Origin of the sequence: Rhodococcus sp. NPDC059968, assembly GCF_042738615.1 — a bacterium.
Taxonomy (GTDB): Bacteria; Actinomycetota; Actinomycetes; order Mycobacteriales; family Mycobacteriaceae; genus Rhodococcus_F.
Genome location: NZ_JBHWUE010000019.1, coordinates 41,466 through 62,320, shown reverse-complemented (window position 1 = coordinate 62,320; position 20,855 = coordinate 41,466). Strand labels below are relative to the sequence as shown.

The window sequence follows — 20,855 nt, the reverse complement described above, 5'->3', positions numbered from 1 at the left end:
CGCCGAGAGAGGGTCAAGGAACCGTCCCTGAGCGACACAAGAGCCACTCCGGCGGGCGATGCTGACATCCAGCGCAGTCGCGCGACCGACCGTCGCGGCCGTGATTGCCAGGGCATGACGACGCTGGAACCTTAGCCACCCGACATCTGAAGGGGCGTACGAAACGATGACCACCTGGATTCTGTGTATCGGCGCAGCGCGGGTCGTCGGCGGCTCGGTTGCCCTGGTCAAACGCCAGACCGTGGCTGCCCGCATGGTCTGGCCGCTCGCGGCGCTCGCCTTCGCGGCCGCGTTCGTGGGAGTGGTGACAGTCACCGTGATCTCGGTGCCGCTGGTGCTCGCCGTCGTTGTCGCGATCGTGGTGACCGCTGCTGCTGGTGACGATCACCGTCGCTGGGACCGCCTGAACGCAAGGAGCTGAGCTGATGGGCGAATGGATTCTCTGAGCCTGAACGTTGCCGCACTGGGAGTCTTGCTCGGGTGGGTGGTGCGGAGTCTGGGAGCGTCGCAGTTGGCACAAAGTCTTCGAACAGGGCCTGGACCACCTCGCCGACGGCGGGCCATACGTCCCTTCGATTTCCATCAGGGTCCTATCGAGGTCCGTACCCAGGACGGCGACGTAATCACTACCTTGCCGCTCGAGCCGGGTACGGTCCGCGTCACAGAGGCCACCCGCGTTCTGACAGAGCACGGCTGGCAGAAGGCCGGACCACTCATAATGTCCGGCGTCGACACGATCTTCGTGCCCGTCACGCATCGCCCGGTCCAGAAATTGCCAAGTTCAAACGCACAGGGGAGAGCTATGACCGAGTTCTACACCGCAACTGACCTCGAACAGGCCGGTTACGCCCGGCACCGGGTGACCGAGCTGTTCGGCAAGCCCGACACCACGGTCGACGAGGACCGCTGGTCGCGCGAAACCGTTGAGGCTGTGGAGCACACGGTGCCCGCCCCAGCCGCTCGGGTGGTCTTCGCCGCGTTCGAGCCGGATCTCGACACCCGTGCAGGGATGATCGCCGCCGATCTACGGTTCGGGTGGCCGCAGATGGAACAGATGCTCGCTCGCGTAACCCTGCGAGAAACAGGCAGGGGAGAGCGCGCTCTCTAGCGTGCCTGGTGCCTCGATCGAGCAGGCCATGAACCGCGAGATCGTCGTCAGGCGCGGCGCGACACCCAGCACGACTGACCGCATCGGGTGATTCGGTTCGTGATGTACCCGCCTCCGGCGGCTACCGGACCGCCTGCGGCGTCCCCTGATTCGAACTCCGCTGCGCTCCGCCCTGTCGAAGAACATCGTTCGTTTGACGTGCTGGCCTTCCGATCCTGATCGACGGCGGTCCCGGCAAAACCCCTGGCGGCGCAAGCGCTGGCACAAGGCTCCGAGAACTTTCTCCACCCGCACTCGCTGGCGCTCGCAGAGAAACTTCCCGGCCCAGGGGTTGCGCCAGGCCCTGATACCGCCGATCCGACTCTCCCTTGCCAGCACGGCAAAACGAACGATCGGGGCACACGAGTGGGTCCGATCCCGTACGAAAGGTCACCGACCCATGTGCACAGCAACAGCATCCGTGGCTCCCGGTATGGGGGCGTCCGAGCAGCTCGACTACCGGCACTACGGCACCCTCGAGGAGACCTACGCACACGAGCTGGACCGACTGGCCGCGGCCGGGATCGCTGATCCCGAGGTGATCTCGACCGGAGGGAACTGCTACGCCCTCACCGGCGATCCAGGCCGCACCGCCGACGGCCGGTCGATCTACCTCCTCGCCACCACCAACGGCGACCCCGCCCTGACCACCGATACGCCGATCACCCACTGGGTCGTCGGCCTGTACGAGGACCAGGGCGACTCGGTCGCCCTGGCCATGGGCGAGGCCAGCGTCGACGCACTCGGCGACTCTCCCGATGCACTCGGCCGCGCGATCACCCGCGCCTGCACGGCGCTGCACCAGTACGCCGGCAGTGCGCCGGACGGGGGAACCGCACTGATCGGGGACCAGGGCCTGACCTGGATTCCCGCGTAACCAATCCCGCGACAGGCGGACAACCAGGTCTCCGGAATGAGCACACCGGGCAGCAACTATCTGCCCCGGTGTGCTCGCCGAAAACCGTACACGCAGCTCCGGCGGGGCAGACCTTCTGACGGGCGCCGCGCCGTGCGCGCATAGTCGCCGACCCCCGGCACCGCAACGGACGGAACTACGGGATTTCCCGAACGGAACTGGCGATGGGTGCCTCTCGCGCTTTCGGGAAAGTTATTCCCTCACGATTTGAGTGCATGCAATAATTCGGATGCGAAAATCTTTCCATGCCGCAGTGGAACGCTTAAATGTATTGGATTCGAATATCGCTTTATATGGCAAAACCCGGTCTCTAGTCTGAAACCAAGAAATGCCTAGATCTCTCGGTTCGAGCCGCATCGCCGCTGGTATAAAGGCTTCGAGGACCGAGATGACGCAGTCGCATGAGGCGTCCGGGGGCAACGCTATTTAAAGGAAATAACTTCGCTTGGAATCGGGAGAAAAGCCGCTTTATCGACTACAATAAGAATTGTCCAAATAGGGGGAGGAAAAATGGCCGCGCCACTGCGAATTGCACCGGTAACCGAGGATATGGTCGGCGAGGTGGAGCTGTCCGCCGCCGCGCCGCATCTGGGACCCGAAGCGTGTTGCCTGGCCGCACTGATGCAGATCCCAGCAGATCAAGCCCGTCCGATAGTCGACGTCCTGGGTCGCGATGACTTCGACGACCCCGCATACGCCGCCCTCTATGGACTGATTCACGGCCTGATCCGCCGGGGACAGCCACACGACTACGTCATGGTCGCCCACGAGATCGACAGCAAGCCCGCCGGCATCGAGCACCATCGAGTGCCGCTGCGTCAGCAGCTCGTGCGCATCATCGGCTCAGCACCCTTTCCCGAACGCGCCCCCTATTACGCCAAAGCCGTTGTCGCCCAGTCCTACAGACGCTCCTTCGAGACCGCGGCCCACGCACTGAGCGAAGCTGTCGAGACCGTGGCCACCGACGACCTCTATGAGTACATGTGCCAGCTCGGCCGCCGCCAACGCGACGCCCACACCCGCTACGCAGCCATCTGCGCCACCATCAATTGAGGGGAGAGAACGCAATGTTGATCGACGACGACCACAAGGACGCCTACACACTCCACGCCCAGGGAAAGAGCTGGATCGAAGTGGCCCGCGAACTCGGCTGCACCGCGGCCGCGGCCGAATCCTTCGCCCACGCCTATCGGCGCCACACCGACGCCGCGGCCGCGGAACATCAGACGGCCCTGTTCTGAACCGGAGCGCCACCGAACCCAGGTCAGGCCATGGCAGCGCCCGCATCAAGGGGTGCCGGGAACGGTCCGGCGGCATCGCCGTCGCTTTGCCGACCGGGGTATCAAGGCCGCCCGTACCCAGACCCCATGTCCGCCGACCCCGATGACCTCCGCGCCGACTCCGACCAGACGCTACCGAATCTGGCCAGCGGTGACGTCCCGGCGGACCCGCACCTCATCACGGCGGTGGCCCGCACCGCAGCGAACATCGAGTTGCGGATCCACACCTTAATCGCGCCGTACGACGTTCCGGCCGAGCAGTGGTTTCCGGCGGCGGCCGGGGTCATCGTCACGGTCATCGTGCGCACCGTCGATGCGGTCACGGGCGAGGTGCGGTACCTGCCGCCCGCGGAGCCCGACGAGTGGGCGCGGGCGATCTTCTCCACCGCCGATACCACGCGCGGATACTTTCTCGGCGCCGTCGACCCGGACACCGGCACCCATCGCCGCGGGCAGCTCGCCTATCGCTTGTACCTCGACACCGACCGCCGTGCGATTCTCGCGCCCCGCCAGTTGGTCACCTGCCCCCAGTACCTCCTGCCCTCCATCGAGGCCCGCCCGGACATCACCATCCCCACTACCGCTTGACCGGGAATTCCCGGGAGGGATGAGGCCCGGCTGGCCCCTGACCTGCGATGAAAGGTCAGGGCTCCACCGATCAACCATCGGTCGAACGTGTGTTCGATAGCGTGGCTACACTGGTGATGTAGACGGATCGGTTTGACGGAGGGCAAGCATGAGCGAACTGCCCCGGGCGTGCGTATCGGACGCGCTCACCAAGGCGGAGAAGCTCGAACAGCTGCGCCGGAGGATGGCGGCGATTCCCGCCCGCTCCGACGGGACTGAGCCGGCCATGCCCACCGTGGTGCTGCGGTCCGTCGACGAACCGGCGCCGATAGTGGCCACCGCTCAGACCGCGTTGCGGACGCTGCCGGTGCCCCCTCCGATCGCAAAACTTCTTCCGCGTGGCCGGACTCGCCCGCGGCACCGTTGCCAGCGTCGCCGGAGCGGCGTCGGTGTTGGTCGGCCTGCTCGCCTCGGTCACGGCGGCCGGTTCACACGCGGCCGTGGTGGGAATGCCGGATCTGAGTCTTCTCGCGGCGGTCGAGCAAGGCGCGGACCTCTCCCGGATTGCGCTTGTGCCCGAGCCGAAGGACACCGCTGTCGAGGTCGCGGCGATCCTTCTCGACGGAGTTGACCTGGTCATTCTCGGGCTTTCGGGCGCGGCCGTGACGCCGTCGAGGGCGAGGGCGGTGGTGGCGCGGGCCCGGTCGAAGGGCGCCGTCTTACTGGTCACCGACGGGCGCTGGGACGGGGTGGATCTGCGGATCGAGTCCCGCGTCACCGGATACTCCGGTCTGGGCGAGGGACACGGCCGCGTCACCGGGGTGCACCTCGACGTCGCGGCCGCCGGCAAAGGATTCCAACGTCGCACGCTCCGCATGGAGATTCGCAGCGACTCCGGGTCGGTGGTCTGGCGCACGGTCCCCGAGATCCAGACCACCGGCCACGCCCCACTGCGAGCTGCGCTGTGATGAACACCGACGCCTGGACCGAGCGCTGGCCAGAACACCCGGTCATCAGGACGTTCGACCCGCCGCGGGCAGTCCTGGTCGACATCGGCAAGGCGTTGCCGCTCGGGCGTGGGGGAGCAACTCGTGCCGATTTCGTCAGCATGAGGGTGAAAAGCTCGTCGGTCTATCTGTCGGGTCTGCGGCCGGCGCTGCAAACGCATTGGTTCCAAATCCACGACGGACAGTGGTTGGCCGCGATCACCGTGTACGTCACCGACGCTGCGGGCACGAACAGCATCGAGCTCGACATGGTCGTCACCGCCGACGCCATCAGCGAACCACCCTCCACCTAGCCGCCGACCTGGGTGTCCCGCAGTACCGGGGGGAACCAGTGGCGCGACCGAGCTGTCACCCATCTGCTGGGATCCGCCTGCCCGGCGGTCCGGCCACGTCGCGGAACCAACGTGCCTCCTGGCGCGGACAAAATCCCTGGTCAACTCACTCCATAATTTCTGTAGTAGTGACTGTAGACATTGAGGTTTCGTTGTTGTAGAGTTTCTCTCGTCGCAAGGAAAGAGTTCACGAGGTGCGGGAGGGATGAACTGCCCGCAGAGAAGTACCGCAAGAGACGGATGTGCCGGGATGAAAGGGTTGTGAGTGTGTAAGGCCCCGGCACTTTCCGACCCGGCGGCCGGGTAGCACGACGAGCCCGACAGTTGGAAAAAGTCAGTGAATAAGGAAGTGAAACCCGCTCCGGCCCCCGGTGCCTCACGGCGCCGGGGGCCCTGTCCGTCTGAAAGGTCACCCCATTCAGCAAGACTCGCCGGACCACAGCCCGGCCGGGAAGTTCGACGACGAGGACTACCCCGCTTACAGCATGGGCCACGCCGCCGAGATCCTCGGCGTGACACAGGCATTCCTCCGCAGCCTCGACGCCGCGAAGTTGCTGACCCCCGGACGCTCGGAGGGCGGCCACCGCCGCTACTCCCGATACCAGCTCCGTCTCGCTGCCCGCGCCCGCGAACTGATCGACCAGGGCACCGCACTCGATTCCGCGTGCCGCATCATCATCCTCGAGGACCAACTCGCCGAGGCCCGTCGCATCAATACCGAACTCCAGCACACCCTTCGCCCCTCGGCGGACGGACCCGGCCCCGCAGTCAGCTGACACACCGCCACCACTTCGGAACACCAGTCGAGGCCTAGTCCTCGGATGCTGCCCTACCGGTGACCTCGCTGCTGGCCGGTCAGCTGCAGGAACTGCGGCCCTTACCGGCATCCCGGCCGAGATTCGGGTTTCCCGGCGAAGACTGTCCGGTGCGGCGGACGATCGTGGTACCGAACGAATCGGATCTGCGCGGGAAGAGGACAGCCATGTCGGAGCATCCCTCGGCCAAACAAGGCTTCGCGGCAGGCACCTCGATGGCGGCCGCGATCATCATGGTCACCGTCGGCATCATCCAGTTCTGCCAGGGCATCGCCGCCGTCGCCAAGAACGAAGTGTTCGTGACCGGGCTGAACTATGTCTACAAGTTCGACCTCACCACCTGGGGCTGGATCCACATCGTGCTGGGCGCCCTCGTCGCGATCGTCGGCCTCGCCCTGTTCACCGGCGCCGAATGGGCCCGGGTGTCGGCAATCATCGTTGCCGCGGTCTCGATCCTGGCGAACTTCCTGTGGCTGCCGTACTACCCGGTGTGGTCGCTGGTGATCATCGCACTCGACGTCGTCGTCATCTGGGCAGTCTCGACCTGGAACCCGGCCGTGAACGACGGTCCGGTGCGTCGCACCTATGGGGGCACTGATCCGGGTCAGGTACCGACAGGCGACACGCGAGGTCGGTGACCATTACCCGCATCTGCTGGCCGCCGACCCCGCCCACCGGGGCCTCGACTTGGCTGATCAGCATGCCGACCAGGCATGCAGCGGCGGGAAACTCGAGATCGCAACCCGCCCGGAGGGTTAGTCACCGGGCCAGACGCGCGGCGTCCGCACGGGCCCGGTGGGCGGCCTGTAGTTCGAGTGCGTACAGCAGCCCGAACGCGACCCCACGCCGTCACCGAGGTCGACGTCGACCTCCCGCCATTCGCTGACCAGCGCGGCGTCCCCGGCGACGGTGGCGTGCACCACGTCGTCGGTGACGTCCGCGAGCAGGTGCTCGTCGCGGTCGAGGAGGCGATGGGTGCGACGAGTGGTGGACACCGCGAGGCCATTTCGGCCGATGACATGGACTACGACCCTCGCCTGGACGTTGAGGCGCAGCTGTTGTGCGCGCTGTTGTGGGCGCAGCCCGCCGAGGCCCGGCGCGTGACCGCGCTGATCACGGCCGCGGACTTCGACCGCCCGACTTACGGGGAGCTGTACGGCCAGATCGCCGCACTCGTCGCGGCCGGCAAACCCCACGATTCGGCGCACGTTGCACTCATGCTGAGCCGTGAAGGCCGCACTGCCGGACACAAGGGGAAGCAGCTCACTACCGCCCTCGCCGACGTCACGACACTCGGGGCAACCGGCGGAGCCGAACACTACGCCGACGCCGTGATCACCCAGGCATACCGCCGCGGATTCCACCTCGCCGCGCAGTCGCTGGCGGAAGTGGCGGAACGCCTCCCTGAACGGGACCTCTTCGAGCACATGTGCGGCCACGGCCGCCGACTGCGAGAAGCGACAGAACGACTCACGAAGATCCCGGGGGGCAGCTGTGAATTGGCCCGAACACGTCGAACGAGCGGCCTGTCACCATGCGGCCGTGACGAGACGATCAGAGCTGATTGAACCAAGCGACGAAGTTGTTCCATGGTTCTGACAGCCACAGCATGTAGCCAAGGTCAGGCAGTAGGCCGATCATCACGCTCCTTAGAACGGATTCCACCAGTTGGCGATTTGGGTAAGGATCGGGAACAAGAAGGCCGATTCCCCTTCCGAAAACCAGCCTGGGAGGTCAGGCAGATTGCCGATCATCTCGACTCCTCAGAACTGATTCCACCAGGTCGCGAAGGCGATCCACGCAGAGCCCGGAAACAGATAGGGCGCCGAGAAGATGTCGACGGGCAGATCGGGCAGAAATCCAATCATCAGTTCATCGCCTGCCACCACTCGACGATCGGCCACCAGACCGGCATGGTCACGGTTCCGAACCACACGTAGAAGTCACCGATCGGGCCATACATTCCGGGCGACATGGCTAGAACTGATTCCACCAGTTGGCGAAGTTGACATACCAAACACCCGGTGGCCAGATCGGGTCGCCGAACACTGGGATGTCAAACACGATGCCGATCATGACTATCTCCTGGTCCTCCCGACCTGCCTGACGTATCGCTGACCTGGCAAGGCCCGTTACCCAGACAGGGCCGCACGCCGCCCTCATCGAAGGACGGCCCAGGACGCATCACCTGCGTACTCGCCGCCGACGTCCTGTCGGAGAAGGCAGCCGAGAGCCGCCTCCGCTCATCTTGCCGTCAGTCGTTGACGCTGAGCCGTGACGCGTAGGCGAGTGCGTCCTGAATACGTCGTCCGCCGCATCCAGGGCGCGATCGACGCCGCCCAGGCGCAAGCAGCGCCGCCCAGGCGCAAGCAGCGCCGCGTCGAGCGCCTCTGCAGCAACGGCCGGCACGTAGCTACTCTACTTAGAGAGGTCTCTATGTAGAGTAGGTGGTGAGTTGTCGAGCTGAAACGCGGATTAAGCGTGAACGGAAGGGCAGTTTTATGACGGTTCTGTTGATCGACCAGGCGTCGTTGCGCGGCGCGGGAGGGTTGGCGGTGCATCAACCGATGGGCGCCGGCCACGAACAGGCACTGGCGCAGCTGGCGCGCGAGTCCTACGAGCGCGCCGACCCGCACGCCGAGACCGAGTCCCTGGCTTCCAGCATCACGCTCGACGACGGCGACCTCATCTGGCACACCGGCGACGGCCACGACATCCTGCTCACCGTTGTCGACGTGTCCGGAACACTCCTCGTCCGAGCGTTGGAGAAGCGGTCGGAGGGCTGGGTTACCGTCGCAGACCGACCCGTCGACCCTCGCGATACCACCGGCGCCGCGAGCGCGATCTGGCACCTCATCTCACGACTGATGGCCTGAACACCAACCGACAAGGAGAACTCGGGATGAAAGAAATCCACTTCGCGGAAGGGATGCCGGTTCCGCCGTTGACTCACTACGCCGGTCCCAAGATCCTCGCTGAACTGAGAGCACTGATCGTCAAGGCCAAAGCCGCCGAATCGCCGAACGCGGCCCTCCACGCAAAGGTGGATGTAGATTCCGTGCTGGTCGAGGCGAGCAGATACCGGTCCGTGCACGTCGAGAGCTACACGTCCGATTCCACTTCTGTCCTCTTCGAACTCGCGAACCCTCTCGTCACGCTCCTGCACGAAGTCAAAGAGGCCGGCATTCTGCCGAACAACTCGGACCGTGTCCTCCAGCAGCCGCGAACTCTGCGGGTGGAGGTTCCGTGGTCCAGGATCAAGGCGATCACCGAGAGGGTCGACGTCCCTGCCGCCGGATCGGAAGGTGGCAGCTCCCTGTCGGGTCTGGCGGTGGCGACCCTCTCCGGTCAGTGATTCGAGCCCATGCGGTTCGATGAAGGCACCTAACACCCGCTAGAGAGGTTGGCCCGTGATGGACGGAAACGCGTTCGCCACCACCGTGTTTGTCGCGTTCAACGTGTTGTCCATCACAGGCGCGGTGGTCTGTGCTCGCCGCTCGTACAACCGCCATCGCCGCCCCGCACGGGCATTCGGAGCGGGTATCGCCGGGCTGTTCATCGCCCCATTGGTGCTGATGATCTTCGTCGCTCTGGCGCGCCCTCAGAGCACTTCCCGGAGCATTTGAATCCGGCGACCAATTCGGCATTAGTGCAGGTCAGGCACCATTTGTGTCGTTGTTCTGTAGTAAAATCGACCTCAGAAACTCCCCGTTTTCGGGTGGGGTGTCGCCCTGGATGGGCGCTGACGAGGAGGTCGAGTGGCACGCGGAAACGTCAACCAGGGCGCGTTCGATTTCGAGGATCAAGGAGCAGGGGATGGAAGCGCAGAGCGAGGAAACGATCGAGCAGGTCGAGGGAATCGACGTGACGATCGCGGACGAGACGCGGCGGATTCTGGTCGAGTGGCTCGGCCTGGACCCGACCTCCCCGGAGGGCCTGGAGCGGATCGACCGGGAGGCTCTGCGCCTGCAGCAGCTGACCGAGTCCGCGAGCGGGCCGTTGGAGACACAGGCGCACGAGCAGTGGGCCGAGGCGAACCGGGGCATGACCGCGACCTACTGGAACGTGGTCCAGGCGAAGGAATCGGCGTGGCGGGCGGCGCGGGAGATGATCCTCGCCGAGGAACTGTATCCGCAGGTGACACCGGAAATCGCCGCCCGCAGGACGGAATTCGAGGCCTGGGCGGACAACCAGATCGAGGCGGAGCAGGATCGGGCCCGTCGGGAACACGATCCGGACCGGTGGAAGAGCCTGAACGTGCGGCCGATGCCGGTGGCGGAACAGATCGTGCACCGGGTGTGGCTCGATCGCCTGGCGTGGTTCCAGCAGCTGGGGCGGGCACTGGTGGCGCAGCGGATCGAGGACAACCAGCCGGTGCCGATGACCGCGTACGACCCGATCGCGGACGAGTTGGCGGAGATGATCGACGAGGAGATCCGGCGCAATCCGCCGGAGGACCCGAATCTTCCGTTCTAGCTGCACAAGCGCAGTGGGCGGCCGCCAGCGAGCAGGTCGCAGAACTCGAACGGCACGGGGCCAAGCTCACCCGGCAGTTGGCGGCCGCTCAGCGGGCGCTCGCGACCGCGCAGGAACGAGGGCTGCAGGCCGGGATCGTCGCGAACACCGAGAACATCCACAGCATCACCGGCAAGCTCGAGCGGCTCCGTACGCAGTGGCGGGTCCAGTCGGCCCGAGAGGGTGAGCTGCGCAATCAGATTCAGGCGCTGGGCGTCGATCCGCATGAGGTACCGCGTGCCCTCGTGCAGGAAATGTCCACGGCCGAGCGCACTCCGAAGGCCGGTTGGCGTAACGAGACGATCAGCCGGGCGCAGATCCGCAAGCTCGAACAGCTGGCCGGCGAGGTCGAGAAGCCGTTCACGGTCGACACGACGATCACCAAGGGCGAAGCGCACGACCTCATCTCGGCCATCCTCAGCGGCAACCTCAGAGAGGTCCAGTTCCGCGATCGTCCCGCCGGACCCCTGTTCCCAGAGGCCGCGCCCACCGACAATGCGCAGCTCGACACCGCAACTGCCGACGCTTCTACCGACATCGACCCGGTCGCAGCGGCCGCCACGACGACCGTCGACGCGACCACCGAGGTCGAAGCCAGAATCCTGCAGGCACTCGCCGAGCCGGACCCCGAAGCAGATACCTCCGCCACATCCTCGGCGAACACCGCCACCGGGTTCCTCGCCTGGGCAGAGGGGCATTTCAAGACGAAAGCCCAGGTGGCTCTGGCCGACCTGATGAGCGACCGGCGCAGCATCTCGGACGAGATGTTCACCGCGTGCCGGACGATTCTGCTCCACACCGACCGGTGGCACGAACTGGGCCGCAAGGCCGCCGAGGCGTACTGGGAAGCCCGCCGCCCCGAGAGGATCGGGCACCCGATCACCACGGCGATCACCGACGCCGTCGTGGCCGCACGAGACGCCGACGAACGCGAGGTCGGCGAGGCGTACCTCGAAACCGCGCAGCAGGCCGCAGAGTCCGTGCTGGCGGCCGACGAGAACGCCGAGATCGACACCGATCTCGACCTCGACGACGAGATGAGCCTCGAACAGGCCGAGGCGGAACTCCTCGAACTCAACGACCGCGTCGAGACCCTCGAGGCCGTTCAGGAAGCCCTGGACCTGGGCGTCATCCCCGAGAACGACTGGTACGGGCGCGCCCGCGCGAAGTTCGACCCCGCCACCCCGCTGGACCTGCCGCATCCCGACTGCGATCCGGCCTTCGTCACCGCCCTGCGCAAGCTCAAGGGCGAAAAAGCCCGGGTCTCAATGACGAACCAGTGGTGGAAGGGCTGCATCGACGCACAACGCGACGTCACGGCCGCCGACCAAGCATTCCTGTACGCGACGGCCGCCGCGGATTCTCGCCTCATCGAGGCGGTCGGCGGCCGCGCGGCCGGCGACCTTGCGGCGTCCACCCGGTTCGACACGGTCGTCCGCGAGACGTTCGTCGAGCTCGCCCGAACCGGCTCCACGACCCGACAAGCAGCCGCCCAACTCATCGTCCGCGACCGCCGCCAACTCGAGGCCGCCGGGTTCTACGACACGGTGGCCCAGTCCTGGACCGACGCGCACCGCGACGACCTGACGTGGGACGAGTCCGTACGCAACGACTGGACGCAGTGGATGCGCGCGCACCTGCGCAGCGATCCGCTGGTCGCGCCCTGGGCAGGTCTGCCCTCGCGGACACGTGTCCCGGAGCTGGAAGCGGCAATCGCAGTCGCCTTCGACGTCCTCGCCTACGAGCGCCCCGACCTCGTCGACGCCACCGCGAGCATCGGCCAGGAGCGGCTCGCCGCCGAACTGCGCCGCACCACCGTGCCCAACCTCCACGAGGACATGGAGGTCGTCTACGCACACAACGGCCACGAGTACTTCGAACAAGGCGGAATCCATGGGCTGCGACTGAAATCGAAGCCACGGTCCGGGATCCGCCACACCTCACGTGGATGGCAGTACACCCTCACCGGAGGCGACAACGAGATTAACTGCGGTGAGGACTACCGGATTGCGGTCGGTGGCCTTCTCGAAGCCGCCGGCCACCCGATGCCTGCGTGGGTCGAGCGCACCTACCGGCCCGTGCGCGAGGCGCGCGATCGGATCATGTCCACCGCCGCCGTGCTCGCCCGTGGGCACGAGTTCTATCACGCAGCAGCGCACAGCGACCCGCTCTGGAAGTACTCGAAGAACGGGTCCGCTGCCGCCGACAACGGGCCCGTGCGGGAAGCGCGCCGCACGATCATCGACGACCTGCGCCGCACGTTGCCGAGCGAGGTGTCCCTGCTCGAAGCGCGGGGGTTCGATCTGGACTGGGTGCTGGAGACGGAGAACGACCGGCAGCTCCTGGTCGAGATGCGGAAGAAGAACGCGAAGGACCCGTACGCCACCTTCGACGTCAGCGATCTGACGATCTACCAAAACGACAGCGTGTACGTCGGTGACCCCGAGGGCACCCACATCGCGCTGAGACTGCCGAGGCAGAACCGAGATACCGAGGCCGCCGAACTGGACGGGCAGGTCTACAGCGAGGTTCATTCCTGGCGCGAGGCCATCGACGAGGCCCGCGTGCTCCTGCCGCGCAAACGCGCCGCTGCCTTGTCCGAAAGGGCCGAGGCCACTCAGACGGTCGAGGCCGAGCGGGACGCTCAGACGCAGTCCGAACAGGCCACCGCTGATGAGATCGAGATCGCGGCGGAGCCGGCCGGCCCGCCTGTCCTCGACGAACACCAGGAGACCACCGCCCAGGAGGAAGGAACCGACCCGTCGTGGGAACAACCCGGGGTCGCCGACCAGGCGGCCCCCACTGAGCAGACCCCTCGCACCGCCGACGCGGAGCTGCTGGTAGTCCCCGATCACGTTCACGGCGAACCGATCACCAGTCCGCTGTGGCGCAACGGCGGCCTGATCGAGGTCCGCAAGGAAAGCGGCGGTCACGTCTGGGTTTCCCCCGAGACCGCCGCCCAGTACGCGCCCGCCGACTCCGCACCGGCCACCGAGCCCGAGCCGGGGATCACGCAGGCACCCGAGGCCGCCGCACCGCTCACACCGGACGAGCTGGCCGCCCTGGCCCCGCTGACCGCCACCACCGGCGAGCTGGCGCAACGGCAGGCGCTGCTGGAGTCGACGCTCGGGGACGCCGAGGATGCCGAGGCCGAGGAGATCGCGGAGATCCCGCGGCCGGCAGAGTCCATCGCGGCACCCGCGGACTTCGAGCTGGGCACCGGCATCCTGGTCCCGTCCGGCGCGAAAGCCCGTGTCCGCGCCAACATCGCCGCTGTCCGGCTGGTCACCGAGCTCGGCCGCGAGCAGCGGCTGGCGACGGCGGAAGAGCAGACAGTCCTCGCCCAGTGGTCCGGCTGGGGCGCGGTCCCCGAGGTATTCGACAACCGGGCACGGTTCCGCGATACCTGGCGCACCGAACGCGACGAGTTGTACGAGCTCCTCGGCGAGCGAGGGTTCGCGCAGGCCCGCGAGACCACCCTAAACGCGCACTACACCGATCCGGCCGTGGTCCACGAACTCTGGCGTGCCGTCGAACGCGCAGGGATGCCGAAGAACGCCCTGATGCTCGAACCCGGCTGCGGAGCCGGGTACTTCGTCGGCACCGCCCCGGCCGGGGTGAACATGGTCGGCGTCGAAATCGAGCCGATCAGCGCCCAGATCGCGCATCACCTGTATCCGTCGCAGCAGATCCGCAACCACGGATTCGAGCGGAACTTCGCCGGAAACGACACTTTCACCGGCGCGATCGGGAACGTGCCCTTCGGCAAGGACGGCGTCTACGACCCGATCCACAACGCCGACGGCCATTCACTGCACAACCAGTTCATCGTCAAATCTCTTGCCCTCACTGCCCCCGGCGGCTACGTCGCGGTCGTGACCTCCGCGTACACCTCCGACGCGAGACGGCCGGGCGCACGTCAGAAGATCACCGAGACCGCGGACCTGATCGGTGCGGTGCGGCTGCCGACCGGGGCTTTCGACCGGCAGGCGAAGACCGCGGTCGTCACCGACGTCCTGGTGTTCCGGCGCCGCCCAGACGGGCAGGAACCATCTCCCGAGACCGTGCAGTGGGCCGGCGACGTCAAGAGCATTCCGCTCGACCATCGCCACGGCGCGGACCAGGGCGGCGCACCGACAGCGCCGTACTGGATCAACCGCTACTTCGAGCAGCACCCCGAGCGGGTGCTGGGCACCCTGGCGGTCGGGAACGGTCCGAACGGCAAACTGAATCTGATCGTCGAACCCCGCACCCAGACACCGTTGGCCGAGCAGATCCGCCGTCAGCTCGACCCGATCATCGACCGGGCCGTCGAGCGCGGACTCGGATTCACCGCACCCCGACCGTCGCCGACGGCCGCCGCACCGTTCACCGCCGCTGGCTTGTTGACCGGCACCGGAATCGAAGCAACGACGGTCGAACCCGGAACGATGCGGTTCGACGAGGTCAAAGGCCAGTTCGAGCAGTTCAAGATCGGTCAGGGGTGGACGTACGTCAACTGCATCGGCAAGGACAAGGCCGAGCAGTGGAAGGTACTCATCGCACTCGGTGAGACCGTCATGAATCTGACCGAGGCGAGCCGGTCGACCGACTCCACCCGGGCCGAACGCGAGGCCCTGCGAGTTCAGTTGGGCACCCTCTACGACCGCTACACCAACCGGTGGGGACCGCTCAACAGGTTCACCCTCACCGAACCTGCGCCGTTGACCGAGAAGAAGATCGCCGAACGCCTCGACAAGGCCATCACCCGGTGGCGCATCAAGACCGGCAAGGCCGAGGCCCGGGAGGAAGGGCTCAGCGCCGACGAGGCCGGTCCCTACACGGGGCCGATCCCCGACGATGTCCTCGAGGACATGCAGGACAAGGCCGCTACGGAGCCGATCCCGCAGAAGAACCAGAACCACCTCAAGGGTGCGATCCTGCGTGATCCCCGAATCGGCATGGTGCTCTCGATCGAGAACTTCACGTCGCGGTTCGACGGCACCGACGCCGAGGCCAGCAAGTCACCGATCTTCACCGAGGACACCACCCCGTTCAAGAGTCGAGCCGAGATGGCCGACCATGTCGACGAGGCAATGGCGATCAGCTTCGACGAACTCGGTTACCTCTCACCCGAGCGGATGGGGGAGTTGCTCGACCTCGAGGTCGGCGATGTCATCGACCAGGCTCGCGGGCGCATGTTCCCGTCCCTCGATCACTCCGGCGAATGGGAGATTGCCGAGACGTTCCTCTCCGGGCACGTCCGCGACAAGCACGCCAAGGCCCAGAGGCTCGCGGCCGAGGACCCCGAGCTGTACGGCGGGGCTGTCGAAGCCCTCGAACGGGTCATCCCGCCTGACGTCGATCCGGCCGCCATCGGTGTCCGCCCCGGAGCGATCTGGGTACCGATGGAGTACTACCGGGAATTCCTCATCAAGGAGTTCGGCCTCAACCCGAACCGGCTCACGACCGAGTTCGACAAGGTCAGCGGCAACTGGAATTTCGAGACCGAGCAGAACAGCCGCCACAAGAACCCCACCAGCGGTTACACCGACAAGTACGGCAGCGCCCAGCTCTCAGGCGTCGAGATGTTCAACCTGATCGCCAACAACAAGGCTGTGCAGGTCCTCAAGACCGCCGAGGAACTGGAGCGGTCACCGAAGCCGCGGTTCCATCCCGAATTGACGGCCGCGGCCCGGTCGAACGCGGCAGCGCTGCAGGAGCGGTTCGCCGAATGGTTGTGGTCGGACGGCGACCGCTACGTCACACTCGCCGCCACCTACAACGAGCTGTGCAACTCGTTCGTCAAACCGAAGTACGGCACCGAGTTCAAGCAGTTCCCCGGGCTGAACCCCAAGTACGAGCTGTACGACTACCAGGCCGCTGCCGTCCAACGGTTCCTGCACGACGAGACGATCCTGCTCGATCACGTCGTCGGCGCCGGCAAGACGTTGACCATGACGGTGTCCTGCATGGAGGCCAAACGACTCGGGCAGGTCCGCCAGCCGTGGGTCGTCGTCCCCAACCACCTGCTCTCGCAGTGGGGCAACGAGGCCCGCGACGCCTACCCGAACGCGAAGATCCTCGTCGCCTCCGAGCTCGACGGGATCGAGGACCGGCAACGGTTCATCGGGCAGACCGCCGTCGGTGACTGGGACATGGTGATCGTCCCGCAGTCCGTGTTCGGGCTAATCGGGATGAAACGCGAGGCGCAGATCGAGTACCTCGAGAACGAGGAAGCCGAACTGCGGGGCGCCCTCGCGGCCGCCACCAAGTCCGGATCGGAGTTCTCGGTCAAGCAGATCGAGAACGCGATCAAGGCGATGAAGAAGCGCATCGAGACGATCGTCGGGCAGAAGTCCTCCGACGACGGTCTGAGCTTCGAGCAGTCCGGGTGCGACTTCATGTTCATCGACGAGGCTCACGACTACAAGAACCTCGCGAGGCCCTCGAACTCCGCGGACCTGTCGGTAGCGGAAGGGTCGCAGCGGGCCACCGACCTGGAAATGAAGGCGCGGTTCCTGCGCAAGCAAGCTCAGGACCGCAACGCCCGGGCCGGCAAACCCAACGCGCCCGCCAAGGCGATGGCCTTCGCCACCGGCACCCCGATCACCAACGCCATGTCGGAGATCTGGGTGATGACCAAGATGCTGCGGCCGGACCTGCTGGTGCGGACGGGAATGAGCCGGATCGACAACTGGGCCGGCACCTTCGCCAAGCCCGTCACCGCGGTCGAAATGAACATCACCGGCACCAAACTGCGGATGGTCACCCGCATGGCCGAGTACGCGAACGTGCGCCAGCTCGTCGCGATGCTCGACCAGTTCCGGGACGTCGTGACCGCCGACCAGATCCCGGTTCGGCTGCCCGTTATCGAGGGAGGAACGCCCACGATCCTCGAATTCGACCAGGGCCATGACGTCCTCGATTTCGTCGCCGACCTGGACGAACGGCTGGGCAACGTCAAGGGCGATGAGATGCACATCGACAACACGCTCAAGATCTCCACCGACGGGCGCAATGTCGCCATGCACCCGAGACTGGCGAACCTGCCGTCCCCGCCCCCGGAGAACTCCCGGGTCGAGGTCGCCGCCGACGCCATCTGGAACGCCTACGTCGACAACGCCGACGTGGTCATTCCGGCCGACAAATACGGCCCGGACATGACCGGCGCCTTCCAGCTCGTGTTCTGCGACCGCGGGACACCGAAGGTCGGCGACAGCCGCCGCGCCCGCAACGTCTACACCGAACTGCGCGACGCCCTGATCGCACGCGGGATGAAGCCCGAGGAAATCGCCTTCATGCACGACCACAACTCGCCCAAGGCGAAAGCCACACTCACCGAGGCGTGCCGTGACGGGCGGATCCGGGTCCTGCTGACCTCGACGAAGAAGGGCGGCACCGGACTCAACGTCCAGCGCGCACTCAAGCAGCTGGTCAACCTCGATCCGGCCTGGACGGCCGCGGACATGGAACAGCGGATCGGGCGCATCATCCGCCAGGGCAACACCTTCGAGAAGGTCAGCGTTATCAACGTCGTGGCCCGGCGCTCCTACGACGCGATGATGTACCAGTACGTCGCCCGCAAGTCCGGGTTCGTCGCACAGCTGCGCCGCGAGGACGTCCCCCAGACGATGGAGGACGTCGGAGGCGACCTGTCGTTGTCGTGGGCGCAGACCAAGGCCGCCGCAACCGGCGACCCGGTGTTCGTCCAGCAGGTCGAGGCCGAGCAGAACGTCACCATGCTCGAAGCCCAACGCAACGCCGTCACCAACAACAACGCCGCCCGACAGGCCACGATCCGCTCCCTCGAACGGCAGATCGCGGCCGCGACGGAACGGCTGCCCGAGCTGAGGGAACAGAGCGCGAAACTCCAGGACTGGCTCGCCACCCCGGACCGCAGCAAACGCATCTGGCACGTCGCCGGCCACGCGGTGCCCGACAGCGAGGCACCCGAACTCCGCGATGCGATCACCGAAGCGCTGGCACAGGCCCGCGAAGAGGTCACGAAGGCACGCAAGTTCCTTCCGATCGGGTCGATCAACGGGGTACCGATCGCTCTCGGCTACTCGCACACCCTCGCCAACTACATCGTCGACATCGCGGGGGAGGAGCGGTACATCGAGCGCGACAAAATGATCGACATCGTCGCACTCGACAGCGCCACCACCGGGTTCATTCAGTCCACCCGAAATCACCTCTCCGCCGTCAGCAACCGGGGCGACGCACTCGCAGCTCAGCTCGAACGCGACAAGGCCAAACTCGACGTCGCCACCGCCGAGCCCGAGCTGGTGTTCACCCAGGAAGACGAACTCGAACAGGCGAAGCTCGAGGCCCACGAACTGAGCCTCGAGGTGAACTCCCGGGAGAACTCACCCGAGGCGCTACGCCGCGAGCGGCTCGACACCGAACGCCGCCGGGCCGACGGCCAGTACCGAGGATGGTCGCTCGACCTCAACCCGACCGAAGGATGGGCGGAGGAGCAAGGGATGACCCGAGAAGCGGTGATCGCGAGCGTGCCTGGGCGCATGGCCGCCGCCCGCAAGGAGTGGGAAGAAAACGCCCAAGCCCGCGCCGAAGACCTCGCACGGCGGCCCTGGCAAACCGTCGACGCCAGCGAATACGAGTGGCGGTACGGCTTCGATCCCAACTCTGGAATGCCGGGCGCCCGCACGTACTGGCACGGCCGGCAGTGGAACTGGGAGTCCTGGGACGGCGCCGGGCAGACTGATCGCGGAGCCGCCAACCGCCGCGGCGACGCCTTCGCCACCGGCGAACGGAGCGCCGACAAGCTCGCCAAGGAACGCGAGGTGCCCCGGGAGAAGCTGTACGAAGCCAGCCTCAAACGCGGCATCGAACTCCGCGCCGAACAAGCCACAGCACCCGATCAGTCGACCGACGCCATCATCGAGCCGACCCAACCGGTCGCCACGGTCGTGGAGCAGTCCGTCATCGACGGCATCAAGGCCGCCGGCAGCGGACACGCCCGCCCGATCCGAGATGTCCTCGGCACCACCACTGCCGCGGACAATGGGAACGTCACCCCGATCCACCCCGAGGCCGAGATCGACCACGGCTACAGCATCGACGAAGAAGGCGAGCGCGCCGTATGAACGACGACAAAGCGCAGCGTGGTCTGACCGAGGCGCAGGCGCGAGCCGAATACGAGCGGCTCGCGCCGATCATGGCGATCGAGGGCCGAACGATGGACGAGCCCACCAAGGAACTCCTCGTCCAATTGCTGCAGGAGAACATCACGATCGACGATGCTCTCGACTCGATCCTTCGCCGACGAGCCCAGACCGAGCAGTGACCCGGCCGCGCCCGTTCTCACAGGAGTGGATCGACTACTTCATCCCGTCGACGGTGCAATGGGATGCCACCGGATTCCCGGACATCTCCGGCGCCGTCATGCGCAACCTCGTTCGGGTGTCCGCCGAGCGGCCGTACGGGATCACAGACCCGGAGGTCCTCGACGTGTACGAGGGGCTGGCCACGTACAAGCGCATGTCCGAGCTGAGACGAGAGCCGATCCCCGGCAACTACGACCTGCAGCACCTACGGCGGATCCACCACCACCTGTTCCAGGACGTCTACCCATGGGCCGGCGAACTGCGCACCGCCCCACGCGATTGGCCGATGGTCAAGCTCGGCCCGCACGTGCAGGCCTACCGGAACGGCATCCGAAATCCCCCGGAGATCCCACACCGCTACTTCGCAGCCAAAGAGGTCCGCGGATACGGCACCGCGGTGCTCGATCGAATGGCCGCCAAGAACCACTTGCGCGGACTCGACCGCGAGACCTTCGTCGACGAGCTGACGAAGGTGTGGGCGCGGATCAACTACGTCCACCCGTTCCGGGAGGGAAACACCCGGGCGCAGTTCGCGTTCTTCACACAACTCAGCGCGGACGCCGGCTACTCCTTCGACACCGCACGATTCCAGCCCGTAGAAGCGAACCTTCCCCACGAGAGTTCGTTGGTGGGCGATCTGCGGGAACAGTTCGTGTGGGGACGATTCGAGTACATGCAGACGGGCGAGACCACGCTGCTACGCAAAACGATCGACGCCGCCGTGGTCCTCGTCGCATCGTCGCACGACCGGGCGGAATCGACTCCGGGTGCCAGCTACGACCTGAGTGCGGTGCGAACGGCGACCGCGGGTCATCCCCATCCCATTGGCCGGATGCTCTCGGGCAGGACAGAAGGGGCGGAGCCAGTGGAGGCGCGCGGACCGGAGCGATTGCCCACGCGTGATGCCGGATACGAGCGGTAGCGGCGACCGGCACTTTTTGCTC

General features: G+C 66.2%; 18 protein-coding genes and 1 pseudogene. 18 read left to right on the top strand and 1 reads right to left on the bottom strand.

From position 1 onward, the window contains the following. Nucleotides 1-166: 166 nt before the first annotated feature. The 11 genes and pseudogenes from ACFWAY_RS17830 to ACFWAY_RS17780 all read left to right on the top strand — a co-directional run bounded on the left by ACFWAY_RS17830 (nucleotide 167) and on the right by ACFWAY_RS17780 (nucleotide 7,632). Nucleotides 167-421, top strand: a complete 255-nt coding sequence (locus ACFWAY_RS17830; RefSeq protein WP_378511466.1) for a hypothetical protein — start codon at nucleotides 167-169, stop codon at nucleotides 419-421. Nucleotides 422-718: 297 nt separating this feature from the next. Then, a complete protein-coding gene (locus tag ACFWAY_RS17825) occupies nucleotides 719-1,108 on the top strand; it encodes a hypothetical protein (RefSeq protein WP_378511465.1) in 390 nt (129 codons plus the stop codon). 439 nt (nucleotides 1,109-1,547) lie between these two features. Continuing rightward, nucleotides 1,548-2,024: a hypothetical protein gene (locus tag ACFWAY_RS17820; RefSeq protein ID WP_378511464.1), complete on the top strand. Its 477-nt coding sequence runs from the start codon at nucleotides 1,548-1,550 to the stop codon at nucleotides 2,022-2,024. Nucleotides 2,025-2,573: 549 nt separating this feature from the next. After that, nucleotides 2,574-3,116: a DnaB-like helicase N-terminal domain-containing protein gene (locus ACFWAY_RS17815; protein ID WP_378511463.1), complete on the top strand. Its 543-nt coding sequence runs from the start codon at nucleotides 2,574-2,576 to the stop codon at nucleotides 3,114-3,116. Nucleotides 3,117-3,130: 14 nt separating this feature from the next. Beyond that, on the top strand, nucleotides 3,131-3,304 hold the full coding sequence (locus ACFWAY_RS17810; RefSeq protein WP_378511462.1) for a hypothetical protein: 174 nt from the start codon (nucleotides 3,131-3,133) through the stop codon (nucleotides 3,302-3,304). 126 nt (nucleotides 3,305-3,430) lie between these two features. Further along, complete coding sequence (locus ACFWAY_RS17805; protein ID WP_378511461.1) at nucleotides 3,431-3,931, top strand: N-formylglutamate amidohydrolase; 501 nt, start codon at nucleotides 3,431-3,433, stop codon at nucleotides 3,929-3,931. 148 nt (nucleotides 3,932-4,079) lie between these two features. Next, a pseudogene (locus ACFWAY_RS17800) lies at nucleotides 4,080-4,878 on the top strand (hypothetical protein). Further along, nucleotides 4,878-5,210 carry a hypothetical protein gene (locus tag ACFWAY_RS17795; protein WP_378511460.1) on the top strand — a complete coding sequence of 111 codons (333 nt, stop codon included), beginning with the start codon at nucleotides 4,878-4,880 and terminating at the stop codon, nucleotides 5,208-5,210. The pseudogene ACFWAY_RS17800 and the gene ACFWAY_RS17795 overlap by 1 nt, the downstream one beginning before the upstream one ends. Before the next feature lie 524 nt (nucleotides 5,211-5,734). Then, the gene (locus ACFWAY_RS17790; RefSeq protein WP_378511459.1) at nucleotides 5,735-6,025 is read left to right on the top strand and encodes a MerR family transcriptional regulator; all 291 of its coding nucleotides are present in this window, start codon (nucleotides 5,735-5,737) and stop codon (nucleotides 6,023-6,025) included. 206 nt (nucleotides 6,026-6,231) lie between these two features. Continuing rightward, complete coding sequence (locus ACFWAY_RS17785; RefSeq protein WP_378511458.1) at nucleotides 6,232-6,702, top strand: hypothetical protein; 471 nt, start codon at nucleotides 6,232-6,234, stop codon at nucleotides 6,700-6,702. A 177-nt stretch (nucleotides 6,703-6,879) separates the two neighbouring features. Then, the gene (locus tag ACFWAY_RS17780) at nucleotides 6,880-7,632 is read left to right on the top strand and encodes a DnaB-like helicase N-terminal domain-containing protein (RefSeq protein ID WP_378511457.1); all 753 of its coding nucleotides are present in this window, start codon (nucleotides 6,880-6,882) and stop codon (nucleotides 7,630-7,632) included. 195 nt (nucleotides 7,633-7,827) lie between these two features. On the opposite strand, the gene ACFWAY_RS17775 is transcribed toward ACFWAY_RS17780, so the two are convergent. Continuing rightward, complete coding sequence (locus ACFWAY_RS17775) at nucleotides 7,828-7,968, bottom strand: hypothetical protein (RefSeq protein ID WP_378511456.1); 141 nt, start codon at nucleotides 7,966-7,968, stop codon at nucleotides 7,828-7,830. A 597-nt stretch (nucleotides 7,969-8,565) separates the two neighbouring features. On the opposite strand from ACFWAY_RS17775, the gene ACFWAY_RS17770 reads away from it, so the two are divergent. The 7 genes from ACFWAY_RS17770 to ACFWAY_RS17740 all read left to right on the top strand — a co-directional run bounded on the left by ACFWAY_RS17770 (nucleotide 8,566) and on the right by ACFWAY_RS17740 (nucleotide 20,833). Further along, entirely contained in the window at nucleotides 8,566-8,940 is a 375-nt protein-coding gene (locus ACFWAY_RS17770) for a hypothetical protein (protein ID WP_378511455.1), read from the top strand. Between the two features lie 26 nt (nucleotides 8,941-8,966). Further along, nucleotides 8,967-9,419, top strand: coding sequence for a hypothetical protein (locus ACFWAY_RS17765; RefSeq protein ID WP_378511454.1), 453 nt, complete (start codon nucleotides 8,967-8,969; stop codon nucleotides 9,417-9,419). A gap of 58 nt (nucleotides 9,420-9,477) precedes the next feature. Further along, nucleotides 9,478-9,690: a hypothetical protein gene (locus ACFWAY_RS17760; RefSeq protein WP_378511523.1), complete on the top strand. Its 213-nt coding sequence runs from the start codon at nucleotides 9,478-9,480 to the stop codon at nucleotides 9,688-9,690. Between the two features lie 190 nt (nucleotides 9,691-9,880). Then, nucleotides 9,881-10,540, top strand: a complete 660-nt coding sequence (locus ACFWAY_RS17755; protein WP_378511453.1) for a hypothetical protein — start codon at nucleotides 9,881-9,883, stop codon at nucleotides 10,538-10,540. A gap of 77 nt (nucleotides 10,541-10,617) precedes the next feature. Further along, on the top strand, nucleotides 10,618-19,671 hold the full coding sequence (locus tag ACFWAY_RS17750) for a helicase-related protein (protein WP_378511452.1): 9,054 nt from the start codon (nucleotides 10,618-10,620) through the stop codon (nucleotides 19,669-19,671). Further along, nucleotides 19,668-19,871, top strand: a complete 204-nt coding sequence (locus ACFWAY_RS17745; protein ID WP_378511451.1) for a hypothetical protein — start codon at nucleotides 19,668-19,670, stop codon at nucleotides 19,869-19,871. The genes ACFWAY_RS17750 and ACFWAY_RS17745 overlap by 4 nt, the downstream gene beginning before the upstream one ends. After that, nucleotides 19,868-20,833, top strand: coding sequence for a Fic/DOC family protein (locus ACFWAY_RS17740; protein ID WP_378511450.1), 966 nt, complete (start codon nucleotides 19,868-19,870; stop codon nucleotides 20,831-20,833). Before ACFWAY_RS17745 ends, ACFWAY_RS17740 begins: the two co-directional genes overlap by 4 nt. Nucleotides 20,834-20,855 lie beyond the last annotated feature (22 nt).